Origin of the sequence: Stenotrophomonas veracruzanensis (assembly GCF_032911525.1) — a bacterium.
In the GTDB taxonomy this organism is placed as follows: domain Bacteria; phylum Pseudomonadota; class Gammaproteobacteria; order Xanthomonadales; family Xanthomonadaceae; genus Stenotrophomonas; species Stenotrophomonas africana.
This window is the reverse complement of record NZ_JAWJTI010000001.1, coordinates 301,417-325,084: the sequence shown is the minus strand read 5'-3', so window position 1 is coordinate 325,084 and position 23,668 is coordinate 301,417. Positions and strand designations below refer to the sequence as shown.

Annotated in this window: 21 protein-coding genes; 11 read left to right on the top strand and 10 right to left on the bottom strand. The window is 67.1% G+C overall.

The window, feature by feature from the left end; translation table 11 throughout:
- Window positions 1-498 precede the first annotated feature (498 nt).
- Window positions 499-1,473: an MBL fold metallo-hydrolase gene (locus R1H25_RS01465; RefSeq protein WP_317222415.1), complete on the top strand. Its 975-nt coding sequence runs from the start codon at window positions 499-501 to the stop codon at window positions 1,471-1,473.
- Between the two features lie 98 nt (window positions 1,474-1,571).
- Here the strand turns inward: R1H25_RS01465 and yihA are convergent, their stop codons facing one another.
- Window positions 1,572-2,174 carry a ribosome biogenesis GTP-binding protein YihA/YsxC gene (gene yihA, locus R1H25_RS01460; protein WP_005411022.1) on the bottom strand — a complete coding sequence of 201 codons (603 nt, stop codon included), beginning with the start codon at window positions 2,172-2,174 and terminating at the stop codon, window positions 1,572-1,574.
- Between the two features lie 156 nt (window positions 2,175-2,330).
- Between yihA and R1H25_RS01455 the strand changes: the two genes are divergently transcribed.
- The 4 genes from R1H25_RS01455 to R1H25_RS01440 all read left to right on the top strand — a co-directional run bounded on the left by R1H25_RS01455 (window position 2,331) and on the right by R1H25_RS01440 (window position 5,620).
- Window positions 2,331-3,131, top strand: coding sequence for a c-type cytochrome (locus R1H25_RS01455; protein ID WP_317222414.1), 801 nt, complete (start codon window positions 2,331-2,333; stop codon window positions 3,129-3,131).
- 106 nt (window positions 3,132-3,237) lie between these two features.
- On the top strand, window positions 3,238-3,888 hold the full coding sequence (locus R1H25_RS01450) for a thiol:disulfide interchange protein DsbA/DsbL (protein WP_317222413.1): 651 nt from the start codon (window positions 3,238-3,240) through the stop codon (window positions 3,886-3,888).
- A gap of 107 nt (window positions 3,889-3,995) precedes the next feature.
- Window positions 3,996-4,829, top strand: coding sequence for a thiol:disulfide interchange protein DsbA/DsbL (locus R1H25_RS01445; protein ID WP_014648402.1), 834 nt, complete (start codon window positions 3,996-3,998; stop codon window positions 4,827-4,829).
- A 53-nt stretch (window positions 4,830-4,882) separates the two neighbouring features.
- A complete protein-coding gene (locus R1H25_RS01440) occupies window positions 4,883-5,620 on the top strand; it encodes an endonuclease/exonuclease/phosphatase family protein (protein ID WP_373695544.1) in 738 nt (245 codons plus the stop codon).
- Window positions 5,621-5,732: 112 nt separating this feature from the next.
- Here R1H25_RS01440 and R1H25_RS01435 read toward each other — a convergent pair whose 3' ends face one another.
- Window positions 5,733-6,602: an EamA family transporter gene (locus R1H25_RS01435; RefSeq protein ID WP_317222411.1), complete on the bottom strand. Its 870-nt coding sequence runs from the start codon at window positions 6,600-6,602 to the stop codon at window positions 5,733-5,735.
- Between the two features lie 72 nt (window positions 6,603-6,674).
- On the opposite strand from R1H25_RS01435, the gene R1H25_RS01430 reads away from it, so the two are divergent.
- From R1H25_RS01430 to fhuE, 3 genes are all read left to right on the top strand, one after another.
- On the top strand, window positions 6,675-7,157 hold the full coding sequence (locus R1H25_RS01430; protein WP_317222410.1) for an Lrp/AsnC family transcriptional regulator: 483 nt from the start codon (window positions 6,675-6,677) through the stop codon (window positions 7,155-7,157).
- A gap of 77 nt (window positions 7,158-7,234) precedes the next feature.
- Window positions 7,235-7,786 carry a M23 family metallopeptidase gene (locus R1H25_RS01425; protein ID WP_317222409.1) on the top strand — a complete coding sequence of 184 codons (552 nt, stop codon included), beginning with the start codon at window positions 7,235-7,237 and terminating at the stop codon, window positions 7,784-7,786.
- Window positions 7,787-7,958: 172 nt separating this feature from the next.
- Window positions 7,959-10,121, top strand: a complete 2,163-nt coding sequence (fhuE, locus tag R1H25_RS01420; protein ID WP_317222408.1) for a ferric-rhodotorulic acid/ferric-coprogen receptor FhuE — start codon at window positions 7,959-7,961, stop codon at window positions 10,119-10,121.
- Window positions 10,122-10,251: 130 nt separating this feature from the next.
- Here fhuE and R1H25_RS01415 read toward each other — a convergent pair whose 3' ends face one another.
- From R1H25_RS01415 to R1H25_RS01405, 3 genes are all read right to left on the bottom strand, one after another.
- Window positions 10,252-13,113, bottom strand: coding sequence for a TonB-dependent receptor (locus R1H25_RS01415; RefSeq protein ID WP_317222407.1), 2,862 nt, complete (start codon window positions 13,111-13,113; stop codon window positions 10,252-10,254).
- Between the two features lie 269 nt (window positions 13,114-13,382).
- A complete protein-coding gene (locus R1H25_RS01410; protein ID WP_317222406.1) occupies window positions 13,383-13,757 on the bottom strand; it encodes a biopolymer transporter ExbD in 375 nt (124 codons plus the stop codon).
- A 104-nt stretch (window positions 13,758-13,861) separates the two neighbouring features.
- Window positions 13,862-14,269: a biopolymer transporter ExbD gene (locus R1H25_RS01405; protein WP_057499299.1), complete on the bottom strand. Its 408-nt coding sequence runs from the start codon at window positions 14,267-14,269 to the stop codon at window positions 13,862-13,864.
- A 151-nt stretch (window positions 14,270-14,420) separates the two neighbouring features.
- Here R1H25_RS01405 and R1H25_RS01400 point away from each other — a divergent pair, with 151 nt between their 5' ends.
- The 3 genes from R1H25_RS01400 (at window position 14,421) to R1H25_RS01390 (ending at window position 18,044) form a co-directional block, all read left to right on the top strand.
- Window positions 14,421-16,406 (top strand): transglycosylase SLT domain-containing protein, encoded by a 1,986-nt coding sequence (locus tag R1H25_RS01400; RefSeq protein WP_317222405.1) that lies wholly within the window; start codon window positions 14,421-14,423, stop codon window positions 16,404-16,406.
- 67 nt (window positions 16,407-16,473) lie between these two features.
- Window positions 16,474-16,710: a hypothetical protein gene (locus R1H25_RS01395; RefSeq protein WP_317222404.1), complete on the top strand. Its 237-nt coding sequence runs from the start codon at window positions 16,474-16,476 to the stop codon at window positions 16,708-16,710.
- 113 nt (window positions 16,711-16,823) lie between these two features.
- The gene (locus R1H25_RS01390; protein ID WP_317222403.1) at window positions 16,824-18,044 is read left to right on the top strand and encodes a multifunctional CCA addition/repair protein; all 1,221 of its coding nucleotides are present in this window, start codon (window positions 16,824-16,826) and stop codon (window positions 18,042-18,044) included.
- A 47-nt stretch (window positions 18,045-18,091) separates the two neighbouring features.
- Here the strand turns inward: R1H25_RS01390 and R1H25_RS01385 are convergent, their stop codons facing one another.
- The 5 genes from R1H25_RS01385 to R1H25_RS01365 all read right to left on the bottom strand — a co-directional run bounded on the left by R1H25_RS01385 (window position 18,092) and on the right by R1H25_RS01365 (window position 23,496).
- On the bottom strand, window positions 18,092-18,289 hold the full coding sequence (locus tag R1H25_RS01385; protein ID WP_317222402.1) for a hypothetical protein: 198 nt from the start codon (window positions 18,287-18,289) through the stop codon (window positions 18,092-18,094).
- A 102-nt stretch (window positions 18,290-18,391) separates the two neighbouring features.
- Complete coding sequence (locus tag R1H25_RS01380; RefSeq protein WP_005419309.1) at window positions 18,392-18,826, bottom strand: SseB family protein; 435 nt, start codon at window positions 18,824-18,826, stop codon at window positions 18,392-18,394.
- Window positions 18,827-18,875: 49 nt separating this feature from the next.
- Window positions 18,876-19,211 (bottom strand): hypothetical protein, encoded by a 336-nt coding sequence (locus R1H25_RS01375; protein ID WP_312558146.1) that lies wholly within the window; start codon window positions 19,209-19,211, stop codon window positions 18,876-18,878.
- 3 nt (window positions 19,212-19,214) lie between these two features.
- On the bottom strand, window positions 19,215-20,351 hold the full coding sequence (locus R1H25_RS01370; protein WP_317222401.1) for a S41 family peptidase: 1,137 nt from the start codon (window positions 20,349-20,351) through the stop codon (window positions 19,215-19,217).
- A 118-nt stretch (window positions 20,352-20,469) separates the two neighbouring features.
- A complete protein-coding gene (locus R1H25_RS01365; RefSeq protein WP_317222400.1) occupies window positions 20,470-23,496 on the bottom strand; it encodes an autotransporter outer membrane beta-barrel domain-containing protein in 3,027 nt (1,008 codons plus the stop codon).
- Window positions 23,497-23,668: the final 172 nt, after the last annotated feature.

Sequence of the window (23,668 nt, the reverse complement as noted above, 5' to 3'; positions counted from 1 at the left end):
AGTCATCCACGCATGGCGTGGATCTACTGTGTCGACCAAGGTCGACACCCACCAGGGCAATACGTCGTTCCGACAGATCGCGGAAAACTGTCGAAGGCGGGGTGGGTCCGGTTGCGGGAGTGTCCGCGGCATGGGCCCGAGGTATACCTCGGGCGGGTTGGGCAGGATGCCCCGCCCCGGTCTTGCCGTGTGCGCAGGACAGCGCACACGAGCAAGCCGCGGCTAAGCCCCCATGGAGGGGTTTACGGCGTCTCCCGCAACCGGACCCACCCCGCCATCCCACGGATAGCCCGCTGTCGCTGTTGCTTCGGCTGTTGCTTCGGCTGTTGCTTCGGCTGTTGCTTCGGCAGTTGTCGTTGCCTCTGCGGGTGCAGGGCGCAGCCCTGCAGACAACACCCCTTCCCTGAGCATTCCGCGTAGTGGTTTGAGCGCCGCGCACACGTCGGCCACGGCACGCTATGCAGCAACGGAATCGTCCGTCGTCCACCGAGAACCGCCATGACCCTGCGTCACCTGCCGCTGCACGGCGCCCTGCTGTTGGCCCTGTCGTCCCTGCCACTGGCCGCGTTGGCCGAAGCCACCTCGCCCGCCCCCACCCAGCAGGTGCCCGGCGTCTACCACCAGCGCATCGGTGCGCTGCAGGTCACCGCCCTGTTCGACGGCGTGGTCGCGCTGGGTCGGCAGGAAGTGGTGGACGTGCCGCCGACGCTGGTCAGCCGCCTGCTCGAAGGCCGCTATGTACCTGAGGACAAGAAAGGCCTGCAGACCGCGATCAACGCCTTCCTGGTGCGCCAGGGCAACCACCTGACCCTGGTCGACACCGGCACCGCGCAGTGCTTTGGCCCCGGCCTGGGCCAAGTGCCGGGCAACCTGCGCGCCTCCGGCGTCGACCCGACCGAGGTGGATGAGGTGCTGCTGACCCACGCCCATCCGGACCACCTGTGTGGCGTGCTCGATGCACAGGGCAAGCCGGCCTATCCCAATGCCACGGTGTGGCTGTCCAAGGCCGATGCCGATTACTGGCTCAACCCTGCCAGCGAGGCCACCGCGCCGAAGGGTGTGCGCTTCGCCTTCCCGCTGGCACGCAACGCGGTGGCGCCGTATCAGGCCAGCGGCCACCTGCGCACCTTCAGCCCCGGCGATGCCCTGCCCGGCGGCGCGGTGGCGATGGACACCCATGGCCACACCCCCGGCCATGTCTCCTACCGGTTCGACAGCCAGGGCCAGTCGCTGCTGGTGTGGGGCGATGTGCTGCACTTCCACGCCGTGCAGTTCGCGCATCCGGAAGCGGCATTCGAGGCGGATTCGGACCGCAAGGCGGCCATCGCCAGCCGGCGGGGGCTGTTGCAGCAGGCCACCGCCAATGGTTGGTGGGTGGCCGGTGCGCACCTGCCGTTCCCCGGCCTGGGCCATGTGCGTGGCGAGGGCAAGGCCTATGCGTGGGTGCCGGCGGAGTATTCGCCGTTGAAATGAGGTGCCCACCACGGTCGGTGAGGTTGCCGGCCAGCGGCCGGCACTACCAGGAAGTCGATCGGTGGCGCCCGGCTGCCAGCCGGGCGACCGGCAATGCCTTATTCCAGCCCCAGCCAACCACCGATCACGCCGCGGGCTTCGTCCACGCCGGTGCGGTCTTCGCCGGAGAACACCTGCACGCTGACGCTGTCGCCGTAGGCCGATTGCAGTTCCTTGCGCACCTTCTGCAGGGACTGCATCTGCTGGCTGCGACTGAGCTTGTCGGCCTTGGTCAGCAGGGCATGCGCCGGCAGGCCGCGCTGCACGGCGTAGGACAGCATCTGCCGGTCGTAGTCCTTCAGCGGATGGCGGATGTCCATCACCACCACCAGGCCCTTCAGCGCCTCGCGGGTGCGGAAGTACTTGTCGATGAAGGCCTGCCAGTGCGCCTGCAGGTCCAGCGGTACCTTGGCGTAGCCGTAACCGGGCAGGTCGACCAGATGCGCTTCCGGGGTGACCTGGAAGAACACCAGCTGCTGGGTCCGGCCGGGGGTCTTGGAGACACGGGCCAAGGCGTTCTGGCGGGTCAGCGCGTTGAGCGCACTGGACTTGCCGGCGTTGGAGCGGCCGGCGAAGGCCACTTCGGCCCCTTCGTCGGGCGGCAGCTGCCGCACGTTGTGGGCCGAAAGGTGGTAACGGGCGCGTTCGATGAGCAATGACATGTGCCTAGGATCGCATGTTGCGGCGCCGCGCGCCCGTGCCGGCGGCCTTTGCGGGCATTTTGCTGCACTGCTGCGTTGACCGTGTGCGGAAACGGCGTTGATAATCCGGGCGATGCCGGCGGCCACCGCCCGGCCCGGTCCATACGGAGCTTCAGCATGCGCCACGCTCGCGTTCTTGCCGTATCCGCCCTTGCCACTGCTGTAGTCGTTGCCGCTGCTGCGTTCGCGCAGACCACGTTGACCCCGCTGCCCGACAACGGGCCGATCAACACCGCCTCGCTGGAGGTGGATTTCAGCAAGACCCACTGGGGCGATGCCAAGGCCGGCCAGACCAAGGCCTCGGCCTGCGCGGCCTGCCATGGCGCCGATGGCAACTCCACGGTGGAGATGTACCCGTCCATCGCCGGCCAGAGCGAACGCTACGTGGCCCAGCAGATGGCCCTGATCGCCAATGGGCAGCGCAGCTCCGGTGCGGCGGTGGCGATGGTGCCGTTCGTGCAGAACCTCACCCCGCAGGACATGCGCGACATCGGTGCGTTCTTCGCCACGCAGAAGGGCACCGCCGGCATCGCCGATGACACGGCGGTCACTGACGGCCCCTACAAGGGCATGAAGTTCTACGAGATCGGCCAGCAGCTGTACCGCGGCGGCGATGCCAAGCGTGGCTTGCCGGCCTGCATGGCCTGCCACGGCCCCAGCGGTGCCGGCAATCCCGGCCCGGCCTATCCGCACCTCGGTGGGCAGCACGCCAGCTATGTCGCGCGCCGCCTGCAGGAATACCAGGCCGGCCAGACCAACGAGACCGACAAGACGCACTTCCAGATCATGGCCACGGTCGCGCAGAAGCTCAGCGAGCAGGAGGTGCAGGCGCTGTCGAGCTACCTGCAGGGCCTGCACAACAAGGCCGACGACGTGGCCGTGGCGACCACGCCGGTACAACCGGCTGCCGCGCCCTGACCACCGCTGGTCGGCCCGGGCCGCCACCGCGGCCCTCGCCTGCGGTATGTTTCCTTCACGCCGGCGACCGCGCCGGCGTTGCTTTTTTCAACGGAGATGCGTGTCGATGAGGTTGATTTCCCGCCTGATGTTGTCCGTGCTGGTGCTGCTGCCCCTGGTGGCCTGCGCCGCAACCCCCGCCAATGCCCCGCTGGTCGAGGGCAAAGACTACGAACGCATCGCCCAGCCGGGCCCGTTCCAGCCGCTGGCCGGCAAGATCGAGGTGGTCGAGGTCTTCGGCTATACCTGCCCGCACTGCGCCCATTTCGAACCGCAGCTGGAAGCCTGGGCGGCCAAGCTGCCGGCCGACGTGCGTTTCACCCCGGTGCCGGCGGCCTTCGGTGGCGCCTGGGATGCCTGGGCACTGGCCTACTACGCCGCCGACGAAGTCGGCGTGGCCAAGCGCAGCCACGCTGCCGTGTTCAAGGCCCTGCACGAGCAGGGATCGCTGCCGATGCAGAACGTCTCGGCCGATGAGCTCGCCACGTTCTACAAGGCCTACGGCGTGACCCCGGACCGCTACCTCCAGGCCCTGCGCGGCGATGCCGTGCAGAAGAAGGTCGAGGCCGCGCGCGCGTTCGCCCAGCGCACCAAGATCCCGGGCACCCCGGCCATCATCATCAACGGCCAGTACCTGGTGCGGGGCAACAGCTTCGACGACCAGCTGCGCATCGCCTCGGCGCTGATCGCCCAGGCCCGCGCCGCCCGCGGCCGCTGAACCAACGCCCACCCTCGACACGGCGCTGTCGCCGCCGCATGTCATCATTTCCCCCTGGCTGGCGCCTGGCGCCGGCCCCCACCTTTCCAGATGCTGGAGACGTTTCCATGAAGATCCGTTACGCCCTCGCCCTCGCAGCGCTGCTGCCGATCCTGGCTGCCTGCAAGGCTGATGACGGCAGCACCAACACCACCGCGGCCCCGGCCGCACCGGCAGCCGCCCCGGCCACCGCCGAACCGGCCGCTGCGCCGGCCACGGGCAGCGAAGGCACCGCTCCGGCTGCCGCCGAAGGCGAAAAGGCCCCGGCCGAAGCCGCCCCCGCCGCGGCGCCGGCCCCGACCACCGCCGCGCTGACCGGCCCGGCCCCGGTGGAAGGCGCCGATTACCAGGTGATCCCGAACGGCCAGCCGTTCCAGCCGGCTGCCGGCAAGATCGAAGTGACCGAGATCTTCGGCTACGTCTGCCCGGCCTGCGCCGCATTCCAGCCGCTGGTCGGCCCGTGGAAGGCCGGCCTGCCCAGCGACGTGAACTTCGTCTACGTGCCGGCCATGTTCGGCGGCACCTGGGATGACTACGCCCGTGCCTTCTACGCCGCGCAGACCCTGGGCGTGCAGGAAAAGACCCACGAAGCGCTGTACGCCGCCATCCACTCGCAGAAGACCCTGAAGGGCGAGCGCGGCCGTGACTCGGTGGAAGACATCGCCAAGTTCTACGCCGCCTATGGCGTGGATCCGAAGCAGTTCGCCGCCACCATGGGCAGCTTCGCGGTGAACGCCAAGACCAACTCGGCCAAGCAGTTCGCCCAGCGCAGCCAGATCAGCGGCACCCCGTCGATCATCGTCAACGGCAAGTACCTGGTGAAGGGCAAGAGCTTCCCGGACATGCTGCGCATCGCCGACCACCTGATCGCCCGCGAACGCGGTGCGGCCCAGGCTCACTGATCCAAGAGAAGCATTTCCCGGCCGTGAATTCCCCCCGTACACGGACCCTGCGCTTGCTGACGGCCAACATCCAGGCCGGCTCAAGTACCCGCCGCTACAGCGACTATGTGACCCGCAGCTGGTCACATGCGCTGCCGGCGGGGCGCAAGCGCAGCAGCCTGGACGCGATCGCCACCCTGGCGCGCGACCATGACATCGTCGGCCTGCAGGAGGCCGACCCGGGCAGCCTGCGCTCGGGCTTCACCAACCAGACCCACTACCTGGCCCAGCGCGCCGGCTTCAACTACTGGAGCCACCAGCCGAACCGGCGCATGGGCGGCGTGGCATCCAGTGCCAATGGCCTGCTGAGCAAGCTGGAACCGGTGGAAGTGCAGGACCATGCCCTGCCCGGCCGCATCGGCGGGCGCGGCGTGCTGCTGGCCAAGTTCGGCGAGGGTACCGATGGCCTGGCGGTGGCGGTGGCGCATCTGTCATTGGGCGCGGGCTCGCGGATGTCGCAGCTGGGCTTCATCGCCGAGCTGCTGTCCGACCACCCCAACGCGGTGCTGATGGGCGACTTCAACTGCCTGGCCGAACGCCCGGAAATGCAGGTGCTGTACCAGAAGACCCGGCTGCAGCCCCCGGGCTGCATCGTGCCGACCTTCCCCAGCTGGCGCCCCGACCGCGCCATCGACCACATCCTGGTCAGCAGTGGCCTGCAGACTCGTACCGTGGAAGCCGTACCAGCCGCGTTCTCCGATCACCTCGCCCTGGCGATGCAGATCGACGTCCCGGCCGACGCCCTGCGCTGACTCGCCCTTACGGTAGGTGCGGACCGTTGGTCCGCACGCTCTGCGCCGGCCGCCGCCCGGCGCCCCCCCTAAATCGGGGCATAAACGACTTAATCCCCTCCGTCCCCTTTTTTCAGGCGGTGACGGGTGCCTTCAGGCGCCGCGCGGTCGTCGTGCTGCCCACCGAGGCCAGCACCGTGCAGCCGATCGCCAGCCACTGCAGCCCATGCAGGTGCTCGTGCAGCAGCAGCATGGCCCACAGTGCGGCCACCGCCGGTTCCATGCTGATCAGGATGCCGAAGGTCTCCTTCGGCAGGCGCTTGAGCGCCATCATTTCCAGCGACATCGGGATCGCGCTGGAGACCAGCGCCACCAGCAGGCCGGCCGCCAGGATCTTCGGGTCCAGCAGCGCGGCGCCGGCATGCACCACGCCCACCGGTACCACCACCAGCGACGCTGCCAGCAGCCCCAGCGACACCGAATGCCCGGCGTGCAGGTGGCCGGCACGCTTGCCGAACACAATGTACAGGCCCCAGCACGCCGCTGCGCCCATCGCATACAGCACGCCGGCCGGGTCCAGCGCCGGGCCACCGCCCAGCGGCAACAGCAGCAGCAACCCCACCACCGCGCAGCCCACCCAGACGAAGTCGATGGGGCGTCGTGATGACAGCATCGCCACCGTCAGCGGCCCGGTGAATTCGATGGCCACCGCGATGCCGAAGGGAATCGTGCGCAGGGCCATGTAGAACAGCAGGTTCATCAGGCCCAGGGTGAGCCCGTAGCGCAGGATGGTGATCGCATCCACGCGGCTGGTCTTCCAGCGCCACGGCCGCCAGAACAGCAGCAGCAACAGCGCCGAGAAGCCCACGCGCAGCGCGCTGGTGCCCTGGGCGCCGATCAGCGGGAACAGGTGTTTTGCGTAGGAGGTGCCGATGGCCAGCGAGGTGACCGAGCCAAGCACCGCCAGCGCCGGCAACATCGGCGCGAGTCGTGAGGTCTGCATGGGCAAAGTCTATTGCGCCGGCGCCGAGCACTTGGCTCAATTGACAGCCCGTTCGTGCAACTTCTGCTCGCCATGGCCACCGCCCCCGTGCTCGACAGCTATGATCGCGCCATCCTCGACCTGCTGCAGCGGGACAACACCCTGCCGCAGCGCGAAATCGCCGAGACCGTGCACCTGTCCACGCCGGCCGTGCAGCGCCGCATCAAGCGCCTGCAGGACAGCGGCGTGATCGCGGCCAATGTGGCGGTGGTCGCTGCAGCCAAGGTCGGGCGACCGCTGACCATCATCGTGGAGGTGCGCGTGGTCAGCGAGCAGCGCGAACGCGTGGCGCCGTTCAAGCGCCGCGTGCAGGACGACCCGGCCGTGCAGCAGTGCTACTCGATCACCGGCGATGGCGATTTCCTGCTGCTGCTTTCGGCGGCGTCGATGGAAGAGTACGAGGCGATCACCGAGCGCCTGTTCGGTGGCGATGACAACATCGAGCGCTTCCGCACCTCGGTGGCACTGGGCACGTTGAAGCGGAGTTTCGAAGTCCCGCTGACACCGGCTCTGTAGCGTCGAGCCAGCCTCGACTGCCTTTTGACCGCAAAGCTGAAGCAGTCGGGCGTGGCTCGACTCTACACTTCGATACCATGAGTACACCGCCCTCCTCTGCCCACCGCCTTCGCCGCTGGTTGCTGCGCGGCCTGTGGCTGGCCATCGCCCTCGTCGCCGCGATGGCGCTGTGGAACAGCCCATGGGCCGCTGCACCGAAACTGCTGTGGACACTCTCTCGTATGCCGCCGGCCACGCAACTGCCGGTGCCGGTGGACGGCGTGCGGCCACGCCAGATCGCCGATACCTTCGGTGCGCCACGTGGCCGCGACCGCTCCCACGCCGGCATCGACATCTTCGCCAAGCGCGGCACGCCAGTGCGCAGCGCCACGGCCGGTGTCGTTGCGGATGTCAGCGAGCGCGGACTCGGCGGCCGCCAGGTGTGGGTGATCGGGCCCGGGCGCGAGCGCTACTACTACGCGCATCTGGAGGACTGGGCCGAGGGTCTGTCGCGCGGCCAGGTGGTGCAGGCAGGAGACCTTCTCGGTCATGTTGGCGACAGCGGCAATGCCAAGGGCACGCCCCCGCACCTGCACTGGGGCATCTACGGCTCGAACGGCCCCCGCGATCCGCTGCCATTGCTGCACTGACCGCCACCGCGTACCCGCGGACCGATCTGTTCATGATTTGTAAATAGGAATAGTTCGTATTACCATTTCTTTCGTTTCCGGTGGTGCCAGGACGGCCTGCCCGCCCTTCCCCTACCCGTAGCGCATCGCCTCCTGGATGACGGCCGAACGCGCGTGCTCGTCCAGGACCCCCATGACCCGTCCCGCCTTCCGTACCCTGCAGCCGCAGCGGCTGTCCGTTGCCGTGCTCGCCGTTCTCTGCGCCGTGGCCCCGGCCGCCTTCGCCGACACCGCCGCCGACCCGACCACGCTCGACAAGGTGGTGGTCAAGGGCGAGCGCGCCGAAGGCTATTCGGTGCGCCGCACCTCGGCCGGTACCCGCTTCGACCTGGCGCCGCGCGAAATCCCGCAGTCGGTCAGCATCATCAGCCACCAGCGCATCGAAGATCAGAAGCTGGACGACATCATCGACGTGCTGGCCAATACCACCGGCGTGACCAGCACCCAGTCCGACAGCGAGCGCACCGAGTTCTACGCGCGCGGCTTCTACATCGATGCCTACCAGTTCGATGGCCTGCCGACGCAGATGGTGCAGAACTGGAGCTACGGCGATTCCGGCCTGGACCTGGCGCTGTATGACCGCGTGGAAGTGGTGCGTGGTGCCACCGGCCTGCTCAGCGGTGCTGGCAATCCGTCCGCGTCGGTGAACCTGGTGCGCAAGCATGCCGACAGCGCCGAGCTGGCCGGCAGCGTGTCGGTGAACGTCGGCAGCTGGGGCCGTACCCGCACCACCGTTGACGTGGGTAGCGCGCTCAACGCCAGCGGCACCGTGCGCGGCCGCGTGATCGGCAGCTACTTGGACACCGACGGCCAGATGGACCGTTACAACCAGCGCAAGACGCTGGGCTATGCGGTCATCGACGCCGACCTGACCCCGGACACGCAGCTGAGCGTGGGCTACGACTACCAGCAGAAGCGCGCCAACGGCGCGACCTGGGGCGGCTTCCCGATGCTGTACTCCGATGGCTCGCGCACGGGCTACGACGAATCTTTCAACGCCAGCCCGAACTGGACCTACTGGGATACCACCAGCAAGCGCGCCTTCGCCACCCTGCAGCATGCCTTCAGCAATGGCTGGAAGTTCAAGGTCGGCGCCACCCACGATGAGACCAAGGCCGACGACAAGCTGTTCTACCCGGCGTACAACGACTGGACCAGCGGCGCGTCGTACTTCGACAAGACCACCGGCGCGGGCATCTCGCCCTCGGCGGGCTTCTACAACACCGAGCGCAAGGTCACCGGCGTGGACGGCTATGTCGACGGTCCGTTCCAGCTGTTCGGCCGCGAACATCAGTTCATGGCCGGCCTGAGCTACAACAAGCGCGAGTACGCCAACTACGGCGACTACCAGGTCGGTGGCGCGGGCCAGACCTGGGACCCGTTCGCCAGCTATCTGAACTGGACTGGCAACATCAGCGAGCCGAACTGGAACCCGCTGGCACTGGCCAGCGAAGGCACAATCACCCAGAAGGCCGGTTACGCCGCCGCACGCCTGTCGCTGGCCGATCCGCTGAAGCTGATCATCGGCGCCCGCTACACCGACTGGAAGAGCGAAGGCGAAGGCGCCGACCGCGCGCACAAGGTCACCACGCCGTATGCCGGCCTGGTGTTCGACATCAACGACACCTACTCGACCTACGCCAGCTACACCGAAATCTTCCAGCCGCAGACGCTGAAGGACCGCAACGGCAGCTACCTGGAACCGGTCGATGGCAAGAGCTACGAAGTGGGCGTCAAGGGTGCCTGGTTCGACAACCGCCTGAACGCCTCGCTGGCAGTGTTCCGCATCGAACAGGACAACGTCGGCCAGTCCACCGGTGAGCCGGTCATCGGCGGTACCGGCGGCGAAACCGCCTACCGCGCCGCGCGTGGCACGGTCAGCCGTGGCTTCGAGTTCGAGCTGAACGGTGAACTGGCCCCGGGCTGGAATGCCACCTTCGGTGCGTCGCGCTACGTGGCCAAGGACATCAACGGTGCCGACATCAATACCAACCTGCCGCAGACCGCGCTGAAGCTGTTCACCAGCTACGCCCCGCAGTCGCTGCAGGCACTGACCGTCGGTGGCGGTGCCAACTGGCAGAACCGCATCTACTATCCGGTGCCGGCCTACGGCCGCATCGAGCAGAGCGGCTATGCACTGGTCAGCGCCTTCGTGCGCTACCGCATCTCGCCGGAGTTCAGCGTGCAGGCCAACCTCAACAACCTGCTGGACAAGAAGTACCTGTCGCAGATCAACGGCTACGGCGCGTTCGGTGATGGCCGCAACGGCTCGCTGACGTTCACCTGGGCGTTCTGAGCAGGCGCGGGGCACGATCGCCCCGCACCTGTAGAGCCGAGCCCATGCTCGGCTCAGAGAATCAGCCGAGCGCGGGCTCGGCTCTACACCAGCAAGGCGGCGCCGGGCCGAGCCCGGCGCCGCACCTTCATCAGAAGCGCAGATCCGCGCGCAGGTACCAGTAGCGGCCACGCGGGATGTCGTAGGTCGAGGCGTCGTAGCCGTTCAACGAGCACGACAGGCAGATCGGCGGATCCTTGTCGAACACGTTGTTCAGGCCAGCTGTCAGCTGCAGCCCCTTCATCCAGTCGATCTTGTAGCCCACCTGCATGTCGTGGAAGGTGGTGGCCGACAGTGTGTTGGTGCCTGCGGCCTGGTCGCTGCACACCGGGAAGGCAGCAGCGTCACCGCAGTTTTCGGTCAGCTCAGAGATGTGCCGTACGGTCCAGTTGGCACTCCAGCGGTCCAACGTCCAGCCGATGCTGGCATTGCTGGTCCATTCCGGAATCGAACTGTCAGCCACTTCCACACCCGGCTTCTGCGGCTGCTTCTGCCCGGCCGCGCCGGTGGCCTCGTAACGCCCGACGAAGGTGTTTTTCCAACCCAGCTTGAACTGGCCGATGGAGGTCTGCGGCAGGGTCCAGAACAGGTCCACGTCCCAGCCATCGGTCTTGATCGACCCCAGGTTGGTCAGGCGGTTGTTGAAACTGCTGACCGCACCGGTGCTGGCACGGGTGATGCCATTGCAGTAGATCGGATCCAGCGTATCCACGCACAGGTCCAGCTGGGTCTGCGCGTTGATCGCCTGGATCGCACCGTCGATGGCATGGCGGTAGAAGGTCACCTCCACATCGAAGCGCTCCGACCACGAGGCGTTGTTGCCGAACCACGGGCTCCACACGAAACCGGCACTGAAGCTGCGCGAGCGTTCCGGCTCCAGCTCGCGGTTGCCGCCGGTGGTCACCGAGATCTGCGAGTTGGCCTGCTGGAAGCCGGCCGGCACGCCCAGCGTGGCACAGTTGGCCGCGCTGCCACGCGGCGGCGTGCCGCCCAGGCCCACCGAGCACGGGTCGAACAGCTGCAGGTCGGCACGCGCCGCCGAGCCGTACAGTTCACCGATCGACGGTGCGCGGAAGCCCTCGGCGTAGGTGGTGCGCAGCACGAAGTCATCGGTCACCTGCCAGCGCAGGCCGTACTTGGGCGTGAACTCGCCACCGAAGGTGGAGTAGTCCGAATAACGACCAGCCAGGCTCAGGTCCAGTTTCTTGCCGAACGAGGAATCGGCGAAGATCGGCACGCTCAACTCCAGGTAGGCCTCGTTGACGTCGTAGGAACCGGAGGTCGGCTGTGACGGCACGCCGTTGTAGTGGCCGATCACCGTCAGCGGATCCGGCTGGTAGGAGCCCTTGTACTTGCGGTACTCGAAGCCGGTGGCGAAGGACACCGGACCGGCCGGCAGCGAGAACAGCTCGCTGGACAGGTTGGCGGTGAACAGGCTCAGCTCGTTCTGGCTGCGATCGCGCACCACCGGCTGGATCCACTTCAGCATGTCCGGGGTGATCGAACCGACGCCGCCGAAGATGTTCAGCGGCACGCAGCCCGGCGTGGCCGCGCACACCCCCGGATCGCCCAGCGCCATGTTCACCTTGTAGATGTCATAGCTGCCGTAGTTGGTCTGTTCGGCCTTGTTCTTGCTGTACATGCCGTTGACGTCCCAGTACCAGCTGCGGTCGGCGGCATGGAAGTCACCGACCAGGCCGGTGGCGAAGTAAGTGGTGTCCACCTTCTGCTTGAACACGCGCGCACCGCCTTCCACCGGACGCCGGCCGATCAGGCTCATGTTGTCGCCGGAAACCAGATCGAAGCCGAACGGGTTGTACGGGTTGAGTGCTGACACGGTGATGTTGTCGGCCAGCGGATTGCCGGTGGCGCCATCGGGACCGAAGAACAGCGGCTCCGGACCGGCCTGGTTGGTCGACTCGCGGCGGTTGCCCAGGGCCTTGACGTACCACTGCACGTTGTCGGTGATGTCGAAGCGGAACTGGCCGAACAGGCCCTTACGCTCCGAGGGTGTCAGCACCATGTTGTATTCGGCGAAATTGAACCGATCAGCGCTGGTGAAGCAGTGATAGTCATCGGTGCGCGTGCAGCCGGCACTGCCGTCGTAACGCGGGTTGCTCACGCCGGTATTGGGCACGATGTTCTGCACCGCCCCGGTGTTCGGATCGGTGAACATGAAACGGCCCTGTGGAATGCCGCCGCTGCCGAAGGCCAGGCCGGTGCCTGGAATCGGGAAGCGCGACTGCTCGCGGTCCTTGGCGAACACCGGGTCCTGCTTGGTCCAGCTGGCACCCAGGAACAGACTGTAGCGGTCACCGCTCTTGCCCCAGGCCAGGTCCACGCCCTTCTGCGTGCCGTCGCCCTTGCTGTATTCACCGTAGTTCAGCGTTACCTGGCCGCCATCGAAATCGCGACGGGTGATGATGTTGACCACACCGGCAATGGCATCGGAGCCGTACAGCGACGACGCGCCATCTTCCAGCACTTCGATGCGTTCGACGATGGCCAGCGGAATGGTATTGAGATCGGTGGCCGAGCCCACACCGGACGCCGACGATTCATTGACCCAGCGGATGCCATCGACCAGCACCAGCACGCGTTTGGCCCCCAGATGGCGTAGGTCCACCTGCGCCGAGCCGGCGCCCACACCGCTGCCATCCGGTGGGAAGCCGAAGTTGCCCGACGAGTTGAACTTGGCGTTGAGCGCGGAACCGGACCCGGTGAGCTGTTGGAGGACTTCGCCGATCGAGGTCAGGCCGGTGCGTTCGATATCACCGCGGGTCAGCGTCTGGATCGGCACCTGGCCTTCGACTTCAGCGCGCTTGATGCGGGTACCGGTGACTTCCACCGCATCCAGGTTGGTGGTGGATTGTGCAGCGGCACCCAACGGTGCCAGGGTCATCACGCACAGCGCGACGGCAACCGCCAACGGGCGGTGGTGCAGGTGATTCATTCGCTCTCTCTCCAAAGGAATGTCGGGACATGGACTGCCGCGCCCCCCTGCATGGCGGCAGCGTCTCCTTTGTAAACAAGTGGTAAAAATCCCGGCGTGACGATCGACACTCTTTCACGCGGAATTGACGCAAATGGCAGGCGATTGCGTCAGATAGTTGCAGGTTATGACCGGACGATACTGTTCACAGCGTGCAGCCTTGATGCCGGCTGCGACAGCGCTCGCCGAGATCCGGCACAGCTCATCAAGGGGACTTGTCGGTGCAGGTGCTAGGGGCCGGGCGCGTCGACGCGCAGCCCATGCTGGGTTACGGCCAGCAGCACGCGTGCCATGTCTCCGTAGTCGGTGTCGTCGGCGGTCGCCAGGTGCACCCAGGGGCGATGCTGCTGCGGCATCTGCTGCGCCTGCATCAGGTGCCGCTGCAACGCAGCAGCGTCCAGCGGCTGGCCATTCCAGAACACCGCCCCCGCTGCATCGATGCGCAAATTGATCGGCTGGGGTGAGGACGCCGGCCAGGGTGGGCACGAGGTGCGCTGCTGGAACGCCAGGAGGCCGGTCGCCTGCGCCATCGGCAGCGTGGTGATCACCAGCGCCAGCAGCACCAGCAACACATCCACCAGCGGTGCCAGATTGGGGATGACCATCAGTGGGGCCGCGCGCTGTGTCCCGTATCGCATGCCACGTTCCCTCGCAGTAGGAGCGGCCTGCCATCGGCAGGCCGCCCGTTGCCGGACTCACCGCACGAAACTCACTGCACGAAGGCGATGCGCTCCATGCCGGTGGCCTCGGCGGCAGCCAGGATCCGCGCCATGCCTTCGTACTCGGCTGACGGATCGGTGGCGATGCGCAGCTCCGGCAGGTTGCCGGCATGTTCGCCCGCCTGTGCCTGCAGGCGCGCCTGCAGATCGCCGATGGCCATCGGCTGGCCATCCCAACTCAGCTGGTTCGATGCGTCCAGGCGCAGCTCGATCGGCGGGGGCGGTTCGGGACGGTCGACCACGCGATCGGTGGCCTGTGGCAACTGCACGGCAATCGGCCGGGCCACGATCGGCGCGGTCACGATGAAGATGATCAACAGCACCAGCATCACATCCACCAGTGGCGTGACATTGATGTCCGCCAGCGGGCCGCTTCTTCCTGCGCTACTGAACGCCATGTGCCGCTCCCTGCAGCCGGGCCGTTCGCCCGAGGTCGACACTACGGTGCCTGCGGACCTGCAAGGCAGTGCCCAGCGCTGTGGCATTCAGCTGCCGTTGCCGACCCATCGCGTGCACGCAATGCGAAACTGAATTCAGCCATCGCCCGCTATGCTCAGCGCCATGACCCGACGCACTTCAACTGCCCTGTCCCTGCTGCCCTTGGCCACCACGCTGCTGATCGGCTGCGCCAATGCCCAGTCCCTCGACGCCCAGAACGCGCAGCTGAAGGCTGCGATCGCAGCTGCCGAACGCGGCCAGTTCGACCCCGGCCAGGCCGCTGCGCTCAGCCGCCATCCGGCCTATGGCTGGCTGGAATACGCCAACCTGCGACGCAACATCGACACCGTCGATTCCGCGCAGGCGCAAGCCTTCCTCAAGCGCTATGACGGCCAGGCCGTGGCCAACACGTTCCGCAGTGTGTGGCTGCCCTCGGTCGCACGCCGCCAGGACTGGCCCACCCTGCTCGCCAACTGGGTTCCCACCGACAACGCCGGCCTGCGCTGTGCGCAGCTGACCGCACGGCAGGTGACCGGCAAGGTCGATCCGCAGTGGATAAGTGAAGCGCAGGACCTGTGGCGCAAGAACGGCAAGTCGCTGCCAGACGGCTGTGACGCCGTTTTCGCCGTACTGCAGGCACAGGGCGGACTGAGTGACGCATTGCGCTGGGAACGCATCGATGCCGCCGCCGACGCCCAGCAGCCGGCCGTGATGCGCAGCGCCGCACGTGGCCTGCCTGCCACCGACCTGGCGCTGGCCAACAATTACGCCGCCTTTGTCGACAAGCCCAATGCCAGCGCATTGAACTGGCCGCGCAACGAGCGCAGCCGGCGCATCGCCACCGATGGCCTGGCCAAGCTGGCCAAGGCCGACCCGGGCGCCACCGAACAGCAGCTGCCGCAGTACGCGCAGGCGCTGGGCCTGAGTGCCGAGCAGCAGGGCCAGGTGCTGTACCAGATCGCGCTGTGGACGGTGGCTTCCTACCTGCCCGATTCGGCACGCCGCCTCAACGCGGTGCCGGAATCGGCGTATGACGAACGCCTGCACGAATGGCGCGTGCGCGAAGCGATGTCGCGCGGCGACTGGCCGGCAGCGCTGACCGCGATCCGCAAGATGGGCAGCAAGCAGCGCAGCGACCCGCGCTGGCGCTACTTCGAAGGCCGCATGCTGGAAAAGACCGGCCAGGCCCAGCAGGCCCAGCCGCTGTTCCGCGATGCGGCACGTGCACCGACCTTCCACGGGTTCCTGGCCGCCGACAAGCTGCAGCAGGGCTATACCCTGTGCCCCTGGAAGCCGAACGACAGCGCACAGGCGCAGGCGGTGATCGCGCGCGACCCGGCCATCCAGCGCGCAATGGCGCTGTACCAGATCGACCGTGCCGGCTGGGCCGTGGCCGAATGGAACAGTGCGCTGTCGCGCTTCGATGACACCCAGCGTCGCCTCGCCGTGCGCGTCGCGCAGGACAACGGCTGGTTCGACCGCGCCGTGTTCGCGCTCGGCAAGCAGCCGCAGGAGCAGCGCCTGTACGACCTGCGCTTCCCGCTGCACCACGACGCCACCATCCGCCGCGAATCGGCGCGCAACGCAATCGACCCGGCCTGGGTGGCGGCGGAGATCCGCGCCGAGAGCACCTTCACCCCCCGTGCGCGCTCGCCTGCCAACGCCATGGGCCTGATGCAGGTGCTGCCAGCCACCGGTGCCGGCGTGGCCAAGTCGATCGGCCTGACCGGCTACGGCGGTGCCGACAGCCTGTACGACCCGGACACCAACATCGCCATCGGCACCGCCTACCTGCGCCAGCTGATGAACAAGTACGACGGCCTGCCGTACGTGACCATCGCCGCCTACAACGCCGGCCCGACCCCGACCGCACGCTGGCAGAGCCAGCGCCCAGGCTTCGATCCGGACCTGTGGATCGAGACCATCAGCTACAAGGAAACCCGCGAGTACGTCGCCCGTGTTCTGGCCTTCAGCGTGATCTACGACTGGCGCCTCAACGGTGATGCACTGCCGCTGAGCGACCGCCTGATGGGCCGCCTGGTGGACAAGCGCAAGCGCTTCAGCTGCGCCGCAAACGCCGACCAGGGCGGCGATTGATCGCACTGCGGTGGCGCCGGCCGCTGGCCGGCACCACCCGGTATCCATTCCCGGGGAGGGGGAAACAATGAGCCTGCTGGCCTGGATCGGGATATTCACCGCCTGGAGCCTGTTCGCCACCTGGGTGCTGCGCTGGGGTGGCGCGGCCTGGATGGAAGGCTGGAAGTCGCTGGCCTTCGTCGACAGCTGGGGCAGCCTGTGGGACGAAGCGCAGATCAAGCTGTACTTCCTCTGCCTGTGGATCGTCTACGGCCTGTGGTTCCTGGCCGGCCTGTTCGTGCCGGAGTGGCGCGGCCTGCCGTAACGCCGTTGCGTCGGTAGTGCCGGCCGCTGGCCGGCAGCTTCGGGATGGCTGCGATTGCCGGCCAGCGGCCGCCACTACCGGAACATCTGCACCGGCCATGCGATCATCCCCCCATGAAGATCTATCTTGTCGGCGGCGCCGTACGCGACCGCCTGCTGCAGCGCCCTGCCGGCGACCGCGACTGGGTGGTGGTTGGCGCCACGCCCGCGCAGATGGAAGCGCAGGGCTACACCGCCGTCGGCCGCGATTTCCCGGTATTCCTGCACCCGAAGACCGGCGAGGAATACGCACTGGCGCGCACCGAGCGCAAATCCGGCCGTGGCTATCGCGGCTTCGTGGTCGATGCCGATCCCGCAGTGACGCTGGAAGAAGACCTGCAGCGCCGCGACTTCACCATCAATGCGATCGCCTGCGATGAGGAGACCGGCATGCTGGTCGATCCTTACGGCGGCGTTCGCGATATCGAGCAACGCGTGCTGCGTCATGTCGGTCCGGCCTTTGTCGAGGATCCGCTGCGCGTGCTGCGCGCGGCACGCTTCATGGCGCGCTTCGCGCCACTGGGCTTTACCGTCGCCGAAGAGACCATGGCGCTGATGCGCGAGGTCGCCGCCAGTGGCGAGCTGGACGCACTGGTGCCGGAGCGCGTCTGGCAGGAACTGCGCAAAGCACTGGTCAGTGCCCAACCCTCCGCCTTCCTGCGCACGCTGCACGATGCGCAGGCACTGGGCCCGATCCTGCCCGAGCTGGAAGCACTGTATGGCGTGCCGCAGCGTGCCGAATTCCACCCGGAAGTCGACACCGGCATCCACCAGGAAATGGTCAGCGACATGGCCGCGAAACTGGCACCGGGTGATGACCTGGTCGGCTTCGCTGCCCTCACCCACGATCTCGGAAAGGGCCTGACACCGCCGGAGGAATGGCCGCGCCACATCATGCACGAACAGCGTGGCATCAAGCCGCTGAAGGCATTGTGCGCGCGGTTGAAGATTCCCGCCGAGCACCAGCAGCTGGCTGAAGCGGTGTGCCGCGAGCACTTGAACGTGCACCGCATCGACGAACTGCGCGATGCCACCGTGCTGGAACTGCTGGGCCGCTGTGATGCGCTGCGCCGACCGGAACGGGTGGCGCGCATCGCACTGTGCTGCGAGGCCGACAAGCGAGGCCGGCTCGGCTTCGAGGACGCCGACTACCCGCAGGGCGAAACGCTCAAGCGCCTGCACCAGGCGGCGCTGTCAGTGCAGGCGCGGGACCTGGATACCACCCATCTGAAGGGCCCGGCCATCGGTGAAGCGCTTGCCAAGGCGCGCGTGAAAGCCATCGCCGCCGCACGCTGAAGCACCGGGTAGTGCCGGTCGCTGGCCGGCACCTTCACATCACCCGTCTATCGACGGCGCTTGCGCGAGAAGTAGTCGACAGCATGAGCTCCCAACAAGATGGGTTGCATCAAGAGGAACAGCCATCCACCCAACCGGAGCGTCTCCACCGGATTGAACCGGGTGATGAACGCAGCTGCCAGTGCCAAACCCGCAAGAAGGCCGATTTCATGGACCCATAGCGATCGGTTGGAACGCTTGCCCACGATGCTCCTCTCCATTGAACAGGACGCGCTTGCAAGCCATCGCCGCCGTCCGGCACAACGGGTAGTGCCGGCCGCTGGCCGGCAACCAGACAATCACTGGATTCAGTGCGCCATCCCACGGGTGATCGCCGCCGCACGCTGCTTCAGCTGGGCCACGGCATCGGGAATCATCTCCATGCCCACGTCCAGGCCCGGGTTCAGCACCAGGCCGACGCCGTCGCCGATACCGGCCAGCAGCGCGTGCACCGCGATCGGCATGGCATGCGCGAACTGCGGCAGCTGCTCGTGCCACAGGCCGGCGCGCTCGGGGGCGGTGAACACCGCGAACATCGGCTCGCCGCTCTCGCTGGTCAGCACCAGCGGCGAGATGCTTTCGTCCCAGGCGCCATCCTCACCAATGGCCTTGTCCAGCAGCACGAACGCCGTCGAAGTCAGCAGGCCGTCGAGGAACTGCGCTGCGGTCAGCGTGCCGTCCTGGGCCTGCAGCAGGCGCACCTCGAGGTCGTTGAGGGGTTCGAACGGGGTGTCGTGGTCCATGGTCGGTTCCGGTACGTGGTTGCAGGGCAGACTTTAACAGGCCCGGTCCTCAACCGAGGAATCCGTGCCGCCACAGCCAGCCCAACGCCGCCAGGCCGGCCACCCCCACCAGCATCAACGGCAGGCCGAAGCGGTGCCGCCACGGGATCGGCACCCCGCCCAGCTGCTGGTCCATGGTCTCGGTATCGAGCACCCAGCCGTGCTCGCACCGGGTGCAGGCCAGTTCGTAGCGGCGCTGGTAGGTGAACCCGAACAGCAGGTCGATGCGCGCCATCTTGTAGCGCAGCTGCGGCGCGAACTCGGTTTCCGTCTGGCAGCGCAGGCAGTGGTGCGCTTCGGTGGGGCCGACGATCAGCACCCGTTCCTGTTGGCCGATCAGGATCATGGATCAGCGGCCTTGGCAGGCGGGCTGGGCCAGCAGCCAGGCTTGGGCGGCGGCAAGGGTGGCCTGTCCGCTGGCCGTAGCCTGATCCGGCTGCATTCTGCCACCGTCGCCTTGGCCGTTACGATCGGTCATCACATTGTGGGTCAACAACAAGGTGGTGCCGTCCACTAGCGTCGTGGGTCGATTGCCAGTAGAGAAGCCTGCGCTGGGCTGACCGAAACTGCGACTTCCCCGTTGCCCTCGAAACGCGAGTGCCACTGCTTCGCCGGAGCTCGCCGTGCCGGCCCCCATCACTACCGCCACCGGTGCCGTCCCCGCAAGCAACCGATACGCGCCCTGCCGCGAACGCAGCATCGAGGCATTGCCTTGCACGACTTCACCTTCCCTCTGCCGCCACCACAGCAATCCATCGGCACTACGGAAGGCGCCGATCAACGCCCCCTGCGCATCCGGCGTTCCATGCAGCAATGGCAACAAACCGAACAACATCGGCCACATGTTGCCGCCACCATTACTGCTTACATCCACTACCCAGCCGCACCGCGTGCCGTCATCCAGGCCGGCGATACGCTCCTGCAACGCCAGCGCGTAGGACTTGCGTGCTTCATAGCGTTCCGGTTCGCTGCGTTGCAGATCTTCCACGAAGGGGCTCACCCGCAGAACACCGATGCGGGCGCTGGCTTGTGCCGGTGCAGCGAGGGCGGTCGCCTGAGCGGCATTCAAGCGCTGGGCACGTTCGGAACGCTGACGCTGCTCGCTCGGCGAGAACCAGCGGCCGTGGCCTCCGCTGCTGCGTGCTGTGGCCTCATCCAGAACACGGCGCTGTTGCGCGCGGTCATCGCCTGCGGCGGTCAGGCGCGCGCGCACGTCATTCCAATCTACGCGGTCGCGGTACAGGGACTGGGCTTCCAGCAGCTGCAGCATCTGTTCACGTGCTTCGGGCGACGGTAGCTCCACTGCTTCCTCTGCAACAGCGGCCGAAGATGAAAGCAGCAACGTGGCGAGCATGGCGGCACGAACATTCCTTAGGTCCAGCAACGACGGCTCCGTGTCATGTATCGAAGCCGTAGAATAGCCATGGCGGGATCGATTTCGCCACGCGCCAGTGTGCTGTAGAGCCGAGTCTGTGCTCGGCTCCATAGGGTCACGGCAGCAGAGGGATTCGTGTCGACCAAGGTCGACACCTACCAGAGCAGGTCAATGGCGTCGGTTCGGGGTGTGTACCGACCTTGGTCGGCACACGCCAGAACACAAGCCGTCACCAGTCCGCGCGCAGGCCGATGTTGCCTTCGATGATGCGGCGCTTCTCGTTGCGGTCGCCACCCAGCTCGCGCGTGTAGTCGGCCACGGCATAGGCGCTGATGGTGCGGTTGAAACGCCCGACCACACCCACGCCGGCTTCCAGCGCGCGCGAGCGCTGCGAATTGACGATCACGTCGTCGTCGAAGCGAATGCGGTCCTCGCCGGAACGGCCATGCCAGTAATTGAGCTTGAAATACGGCTGCCAGCCGTTGTCGGCCAATTGATAATCGCCGGCCAGACGCAGGCCGACGCGGCCGGTCCAGGCGTTGTCGTTGTCGAAGCGTACGCTCGATACTTCATCGCGTCGGTCATCCAGCGAGGTGCGTTGCCAGATCACCTGTACCTGTGGCTCCAACCACCAAGCCGATTGCCCAAACCGCAGCAGCGGCTTGCCGGCCTCCACCGACACGCTGGTGCCATCGCCCTTGATCCCGAAGCCGAGCCCACGCGAGGAACGCACGCGGCCGTCGTAGCGGCTCTGCATCGCCACGGCATCGATGTAGCCGCCACTGCTGTCGGTGAAGGTCCAGTACAGGCCCACGTGCTTGTCGTCCAGGCGGTTCTGGCCTACCTGTACGTTCTCCCAGCCCAGTGCCAGGCCGGTGGTCTTGCCCTGCGCGCGGGTGCGGCCGACGAACACGCCGATCTGGTTGCGGTGGTTGTCAGACGCCGCAGCCCACACGTCGAGACCAGCCTGCAGGCCCATCACATCGCCATCGAAGCCGGGCTGCGCATCGCCCTTCCAGTGGATCTCGCTGCTCTGGCCCACCAAGCGGCCCCAGGCGGTACGGAATGTGCCCTGGTTGTACAGCAGGCGCTGCTCGCCCTGGCGCTCGTGGAAGGTACCCAGGCTGGCCAGCGAAGTCTCACGCAGCAGCGGCGGCACCACGGCATAGGTCGCAGTCTCCACGCGGTACAGCGGTACCACTGCGCCCTCGGCGGGGCGTGCGCCCGGCGTCGGCGGCGTACCGGTTCCGGGCAGCGCACCACCGGCCACCGGCACGTCCGGCACGGCCGGATCGCTGGGCGGCGCCACCGGCGCCGGTTCCGGTGGCGGTGGTGGCGGCGCGGTCTCGCCTGCGGTCAGGTCCGGGTCGGTGGCGCCTTCGGGCGGCGGCGGCGGCGCCGGGGCGATCGGCGGCGGTGGTGCCACCGGCGGCGTCAGTGGTGGTGGTATGGCAGTACCGCCGCCATTGGGTGCCGGCGTCGGCCCGCTGACCAGCGTGGAGCGCAGGTACCAGTTCTCGCCGGTACCGGCACTGACACCGCCCTTGAACAGGAAATACTCGTAGGCACCGGCCGCGACCGGTGCGAACAGCGAGAACGCGCCCAGCGCGGTGCGGCCACCATTCAAGGCCTGCACCACCAGGATGCCGTCGGCCAGCGTGGCGGCGCCGCTGCCGCCGGCATTGAGCACGCCGATGCCGGTGGTGCCGGTGGCGGAACCGCCATCGATCACCAGACGGTCGCTGGTGGAATTGTCCGCGCCCAGCACGGTGCGCAGGTACAGGCCACCGCCATCACCGCGATAATTGCCACGCACGGTGAACACGTCGCCGGCACCGGTACCGGTCAGGTCGATGCGCCCGGCATTGACCATTTCCACCAGTGCGGCGCTGTTGAACGGACGGATGGCATGGCCGCCACTGCCCGCATACACGGTACTGGTGTCATCCACGGTGAGCGTGCCGGTGCCGGTTGCGCTGTCGCCCAGCACCAGATCGCCATCGAAGGACAGCTCGGTGCTGTTGGCCAGGCTGATCGTCTCCCAGTTCTGGAAGCGGCCTACACCCGTGGTCTTGACGTTGTTGAAGCTGAGCCTGTCGTTGCCCGCGCCACCGTCGAACAGCGGCACCGCACCGAGATTGCCCTGGTTGAGGTTGCTGAGGTTGGCCACGTCGTCGTCCGGCCCCAGGTCGATCGCGCCGTAGACGATGCCGCCGCCATTCCAGTTGAAGGTGTCATTACCGGTACTGAGCAGTACCTGCCCACGCACGGTGCCATCGGTGATGGTCACGCTGTCATTGCCGCCGCTGACGCTGATGTTGCCGCCGATGTAGGCCGTACCCGAGATGATGATGGTGTCGGTGTCGAAGCCGGTCACCACATTGCCATCCACGGTGCCGCCGGACTGGTCCCACAGGTTCTTGTCCAGCTTCATGTTGACGCGGCCGATGCGGCCAGCGGTCATCCAGGCCTGGTCGCCATCCTCGAACGCGCCGATGATGCGGCCACCGCTCATGCGGAAGGTATCGATGTTGTCGCCCTGCTGCAGCGCGCCGATCGTGCCGCCGCTCATGACGAAATCATCGCGGCCACTGCCCTGCGCCACCAGGCCGGTGACGGTGCCGCCGGTGACGGTCATCTGGTCATCGCCGTTGCCCTGGTCGACGCTGTCGACCGTGCCATTGCCCAGCAGCAGCACGTCGTTGCCATCGCCCTGCAGGACCCCGCCGCTGATGCTGCCGGCCTGCATCTCCAGGCGATCATTGCCGGCACCGAACTGCACCCCGCTGCGCCCGCTGATCGTTCCGCGGTTGACCAGCACGCTGTCGCCCGCACCGACGAACTGCAGGGCGGTGTTGTTGCCGGTGCTGATGCTGCCCGCATTTTCGACACGGCTGCCGCCACCGAGCTGGACCGCCACACCGCCGACCGAACTGATCGTGCCCAGGTTGGACAACAGATGCCCGCCTGCGCCGACCAGCGAGATGGCGCTTGCACCGCCGCTCTGTTGCAGCTGTGCGCCGCTGGCGACATTGACGGTGATGCCGGCCGCGCCATTGGCGGTGATGGGAACGGTCTGCGGGTTCGGCGCGTTGGCGTCGCAGGTGACCGTCTGGCCTGCGGCCGGGGTGGCGTTGTCACAGCCCGCCCAGGCGGCGCCGGCACTCAGCAGCATGACGGACGGGACGGCCAGGGCCTGCAGTACGGAAGCGGTGAGGCGGCGCATACGCGTTGCGCGCGGGATGGCACGGGACATACGGCACTCCTGGACAAGGGATCAGGAACTGCGGATATGCGGTACTGCGCAGGCAGTCTGCCGTGTGGTGAACTGTTCCGATAGGTGAAATTGCGTGCCAGCTATCACAGTTCAGATGCGAACTTGATCAGGCATCACCTCACCGCTACGTGGCTGAAACTGTTCATCTTTG

Bases quoted from the DNA above. Each gene is read 5' to 3' on its own strand.
- R1H25_RS01375 (WP_312558146.1), bottom strand. From the start codon at position 19,211: ATGATCCTGATCGGCCAACAGGAACGGGTGCTGATCGTCGGCCCCACC.
- R1H25_RS01380 (WP_005419309.1), bottom strand. From the start codon at position 18,826: ATGGACCACGACACCCCGTTCGAACCCCTCAACGACCTCGAGGTGCGC.
- R1H25_RS01410 (WP_317222406.1), bottom strand. From the start codon at position 13,757: ATGGTCATCCCCAATCTGGCACCGCTGGTGGATGTGTTGCTGGTGCTG.
- R1H25_RS01370 (WP_317222401.1), bottom strand. From the start codon at position 20,351: ATGGAGCCGAGCACAGACTCGGCTCTACAGCACACTGGCGCGTGGCGA.
- R1H25_RS01365 (WP_317222400.1), bottom strand. From the start codon at position 23,496: ATGTCCCGTGCCATCCCGCGCGCAACGCGTATGCGCCGCCTCACCGCT.
- R1H25_RS01400 (WP_317222405.1), top strand. From the start codon at position 14,421: ATGCTCAGCGCCATGACCCGACGCACTTCAACTGCCCTGTCCCTGCTG.
- R1H25_RS01405 (WP_057499299.1), bottom strand. From the start codon at position 14,269: ATGGCGTTCAGTAGCGCAGGAAGAAGCGGCCCGCTGGCGGACATCAAT.
- yihA (WP_005411022.1), bottom strand. From the start codon at position 2,174: ATGTCATTGCTCATCGAACGCGCCCGTTACCACCTTTCGGCCCACAAC.
- R1H25_RS01450 (WP_317222413.1), top strand. From the start codon at position 3,238: ATGAGGTTGATTTCCCGCCTGATGTTGTCCGTGCTGGTGCTGCTGCCC.
- fhuE (WP_317222408.1), top strand. From the start codon at position 7,959: ATGACCCGTCCCGCCTTCCGTACCCTGCAGCCGCAGCGGCTGTCCGTT.
- R1H25_RS01445 (WP_014648402.1), top strand. From the start codon at position 3,996: ATGAAGATCCGTTACGCCCTCGCCCTCGCAGCGCTGCTGCCGATCCTG.
- R1H25_RS01390 (WP_317222403.1), top strand. From the start codon at position 16,824: ATGAAGATCTATCTTGTCGGCGGCGCCGTACGCGACCGCCTGCTGCAG.
- R1H25_RS01395 (WP_317222404.1), top strand. From the start codon at position 16,474: ATGAGCCTGCTGGCCTGGATCGGGATATTCACCGCCTGGAGCCTGTTC.
- R1H25_RS01430 (WP_317222410.1), top strand. From the start codon at position 6,675: ATGGCCACCGCCCCCGTGCTCGACAGCTATGATCGCGCCATCCTCGAC.
- R1H25_RS01435 (WP_317222411.1), bottom strand. From the start codon at position 6,602: ATGCAGACCTCACGACTCGCGCCGATGTTGCCGGCGCTGGCGGTGCTT.
- R1H25_RS01415 (WP_317222407.1), bottom strand. From the start codon at position 13,113: ATGAATCACCTGCACCACCGCCCGTTGGCGGTTGCCGTCGCGCTGTGC.
- R1H25_RS01455 (WP_317222414.1), top strand. From the start codon at position 2,331: ATGCGCCACGCTCGCGTTCTTGCCGTATCCGCCCTTGCCACTGCTGTA.
- R1H25_RS01465 (WP_317222415.1), top strand. From the start codon at position 499: ATGACCCTGCGTCACCTGCCGCTGCACGGCGCCCTGCTGTTGGCCCTG.
- R1H25_RS01425 (WP_317222409.1), top strand. From the start codon at position 7,235: ATGAGTACACCGCCCTCCTCTGCCCACCGCCTTCGCCGCTGGTTGCTG.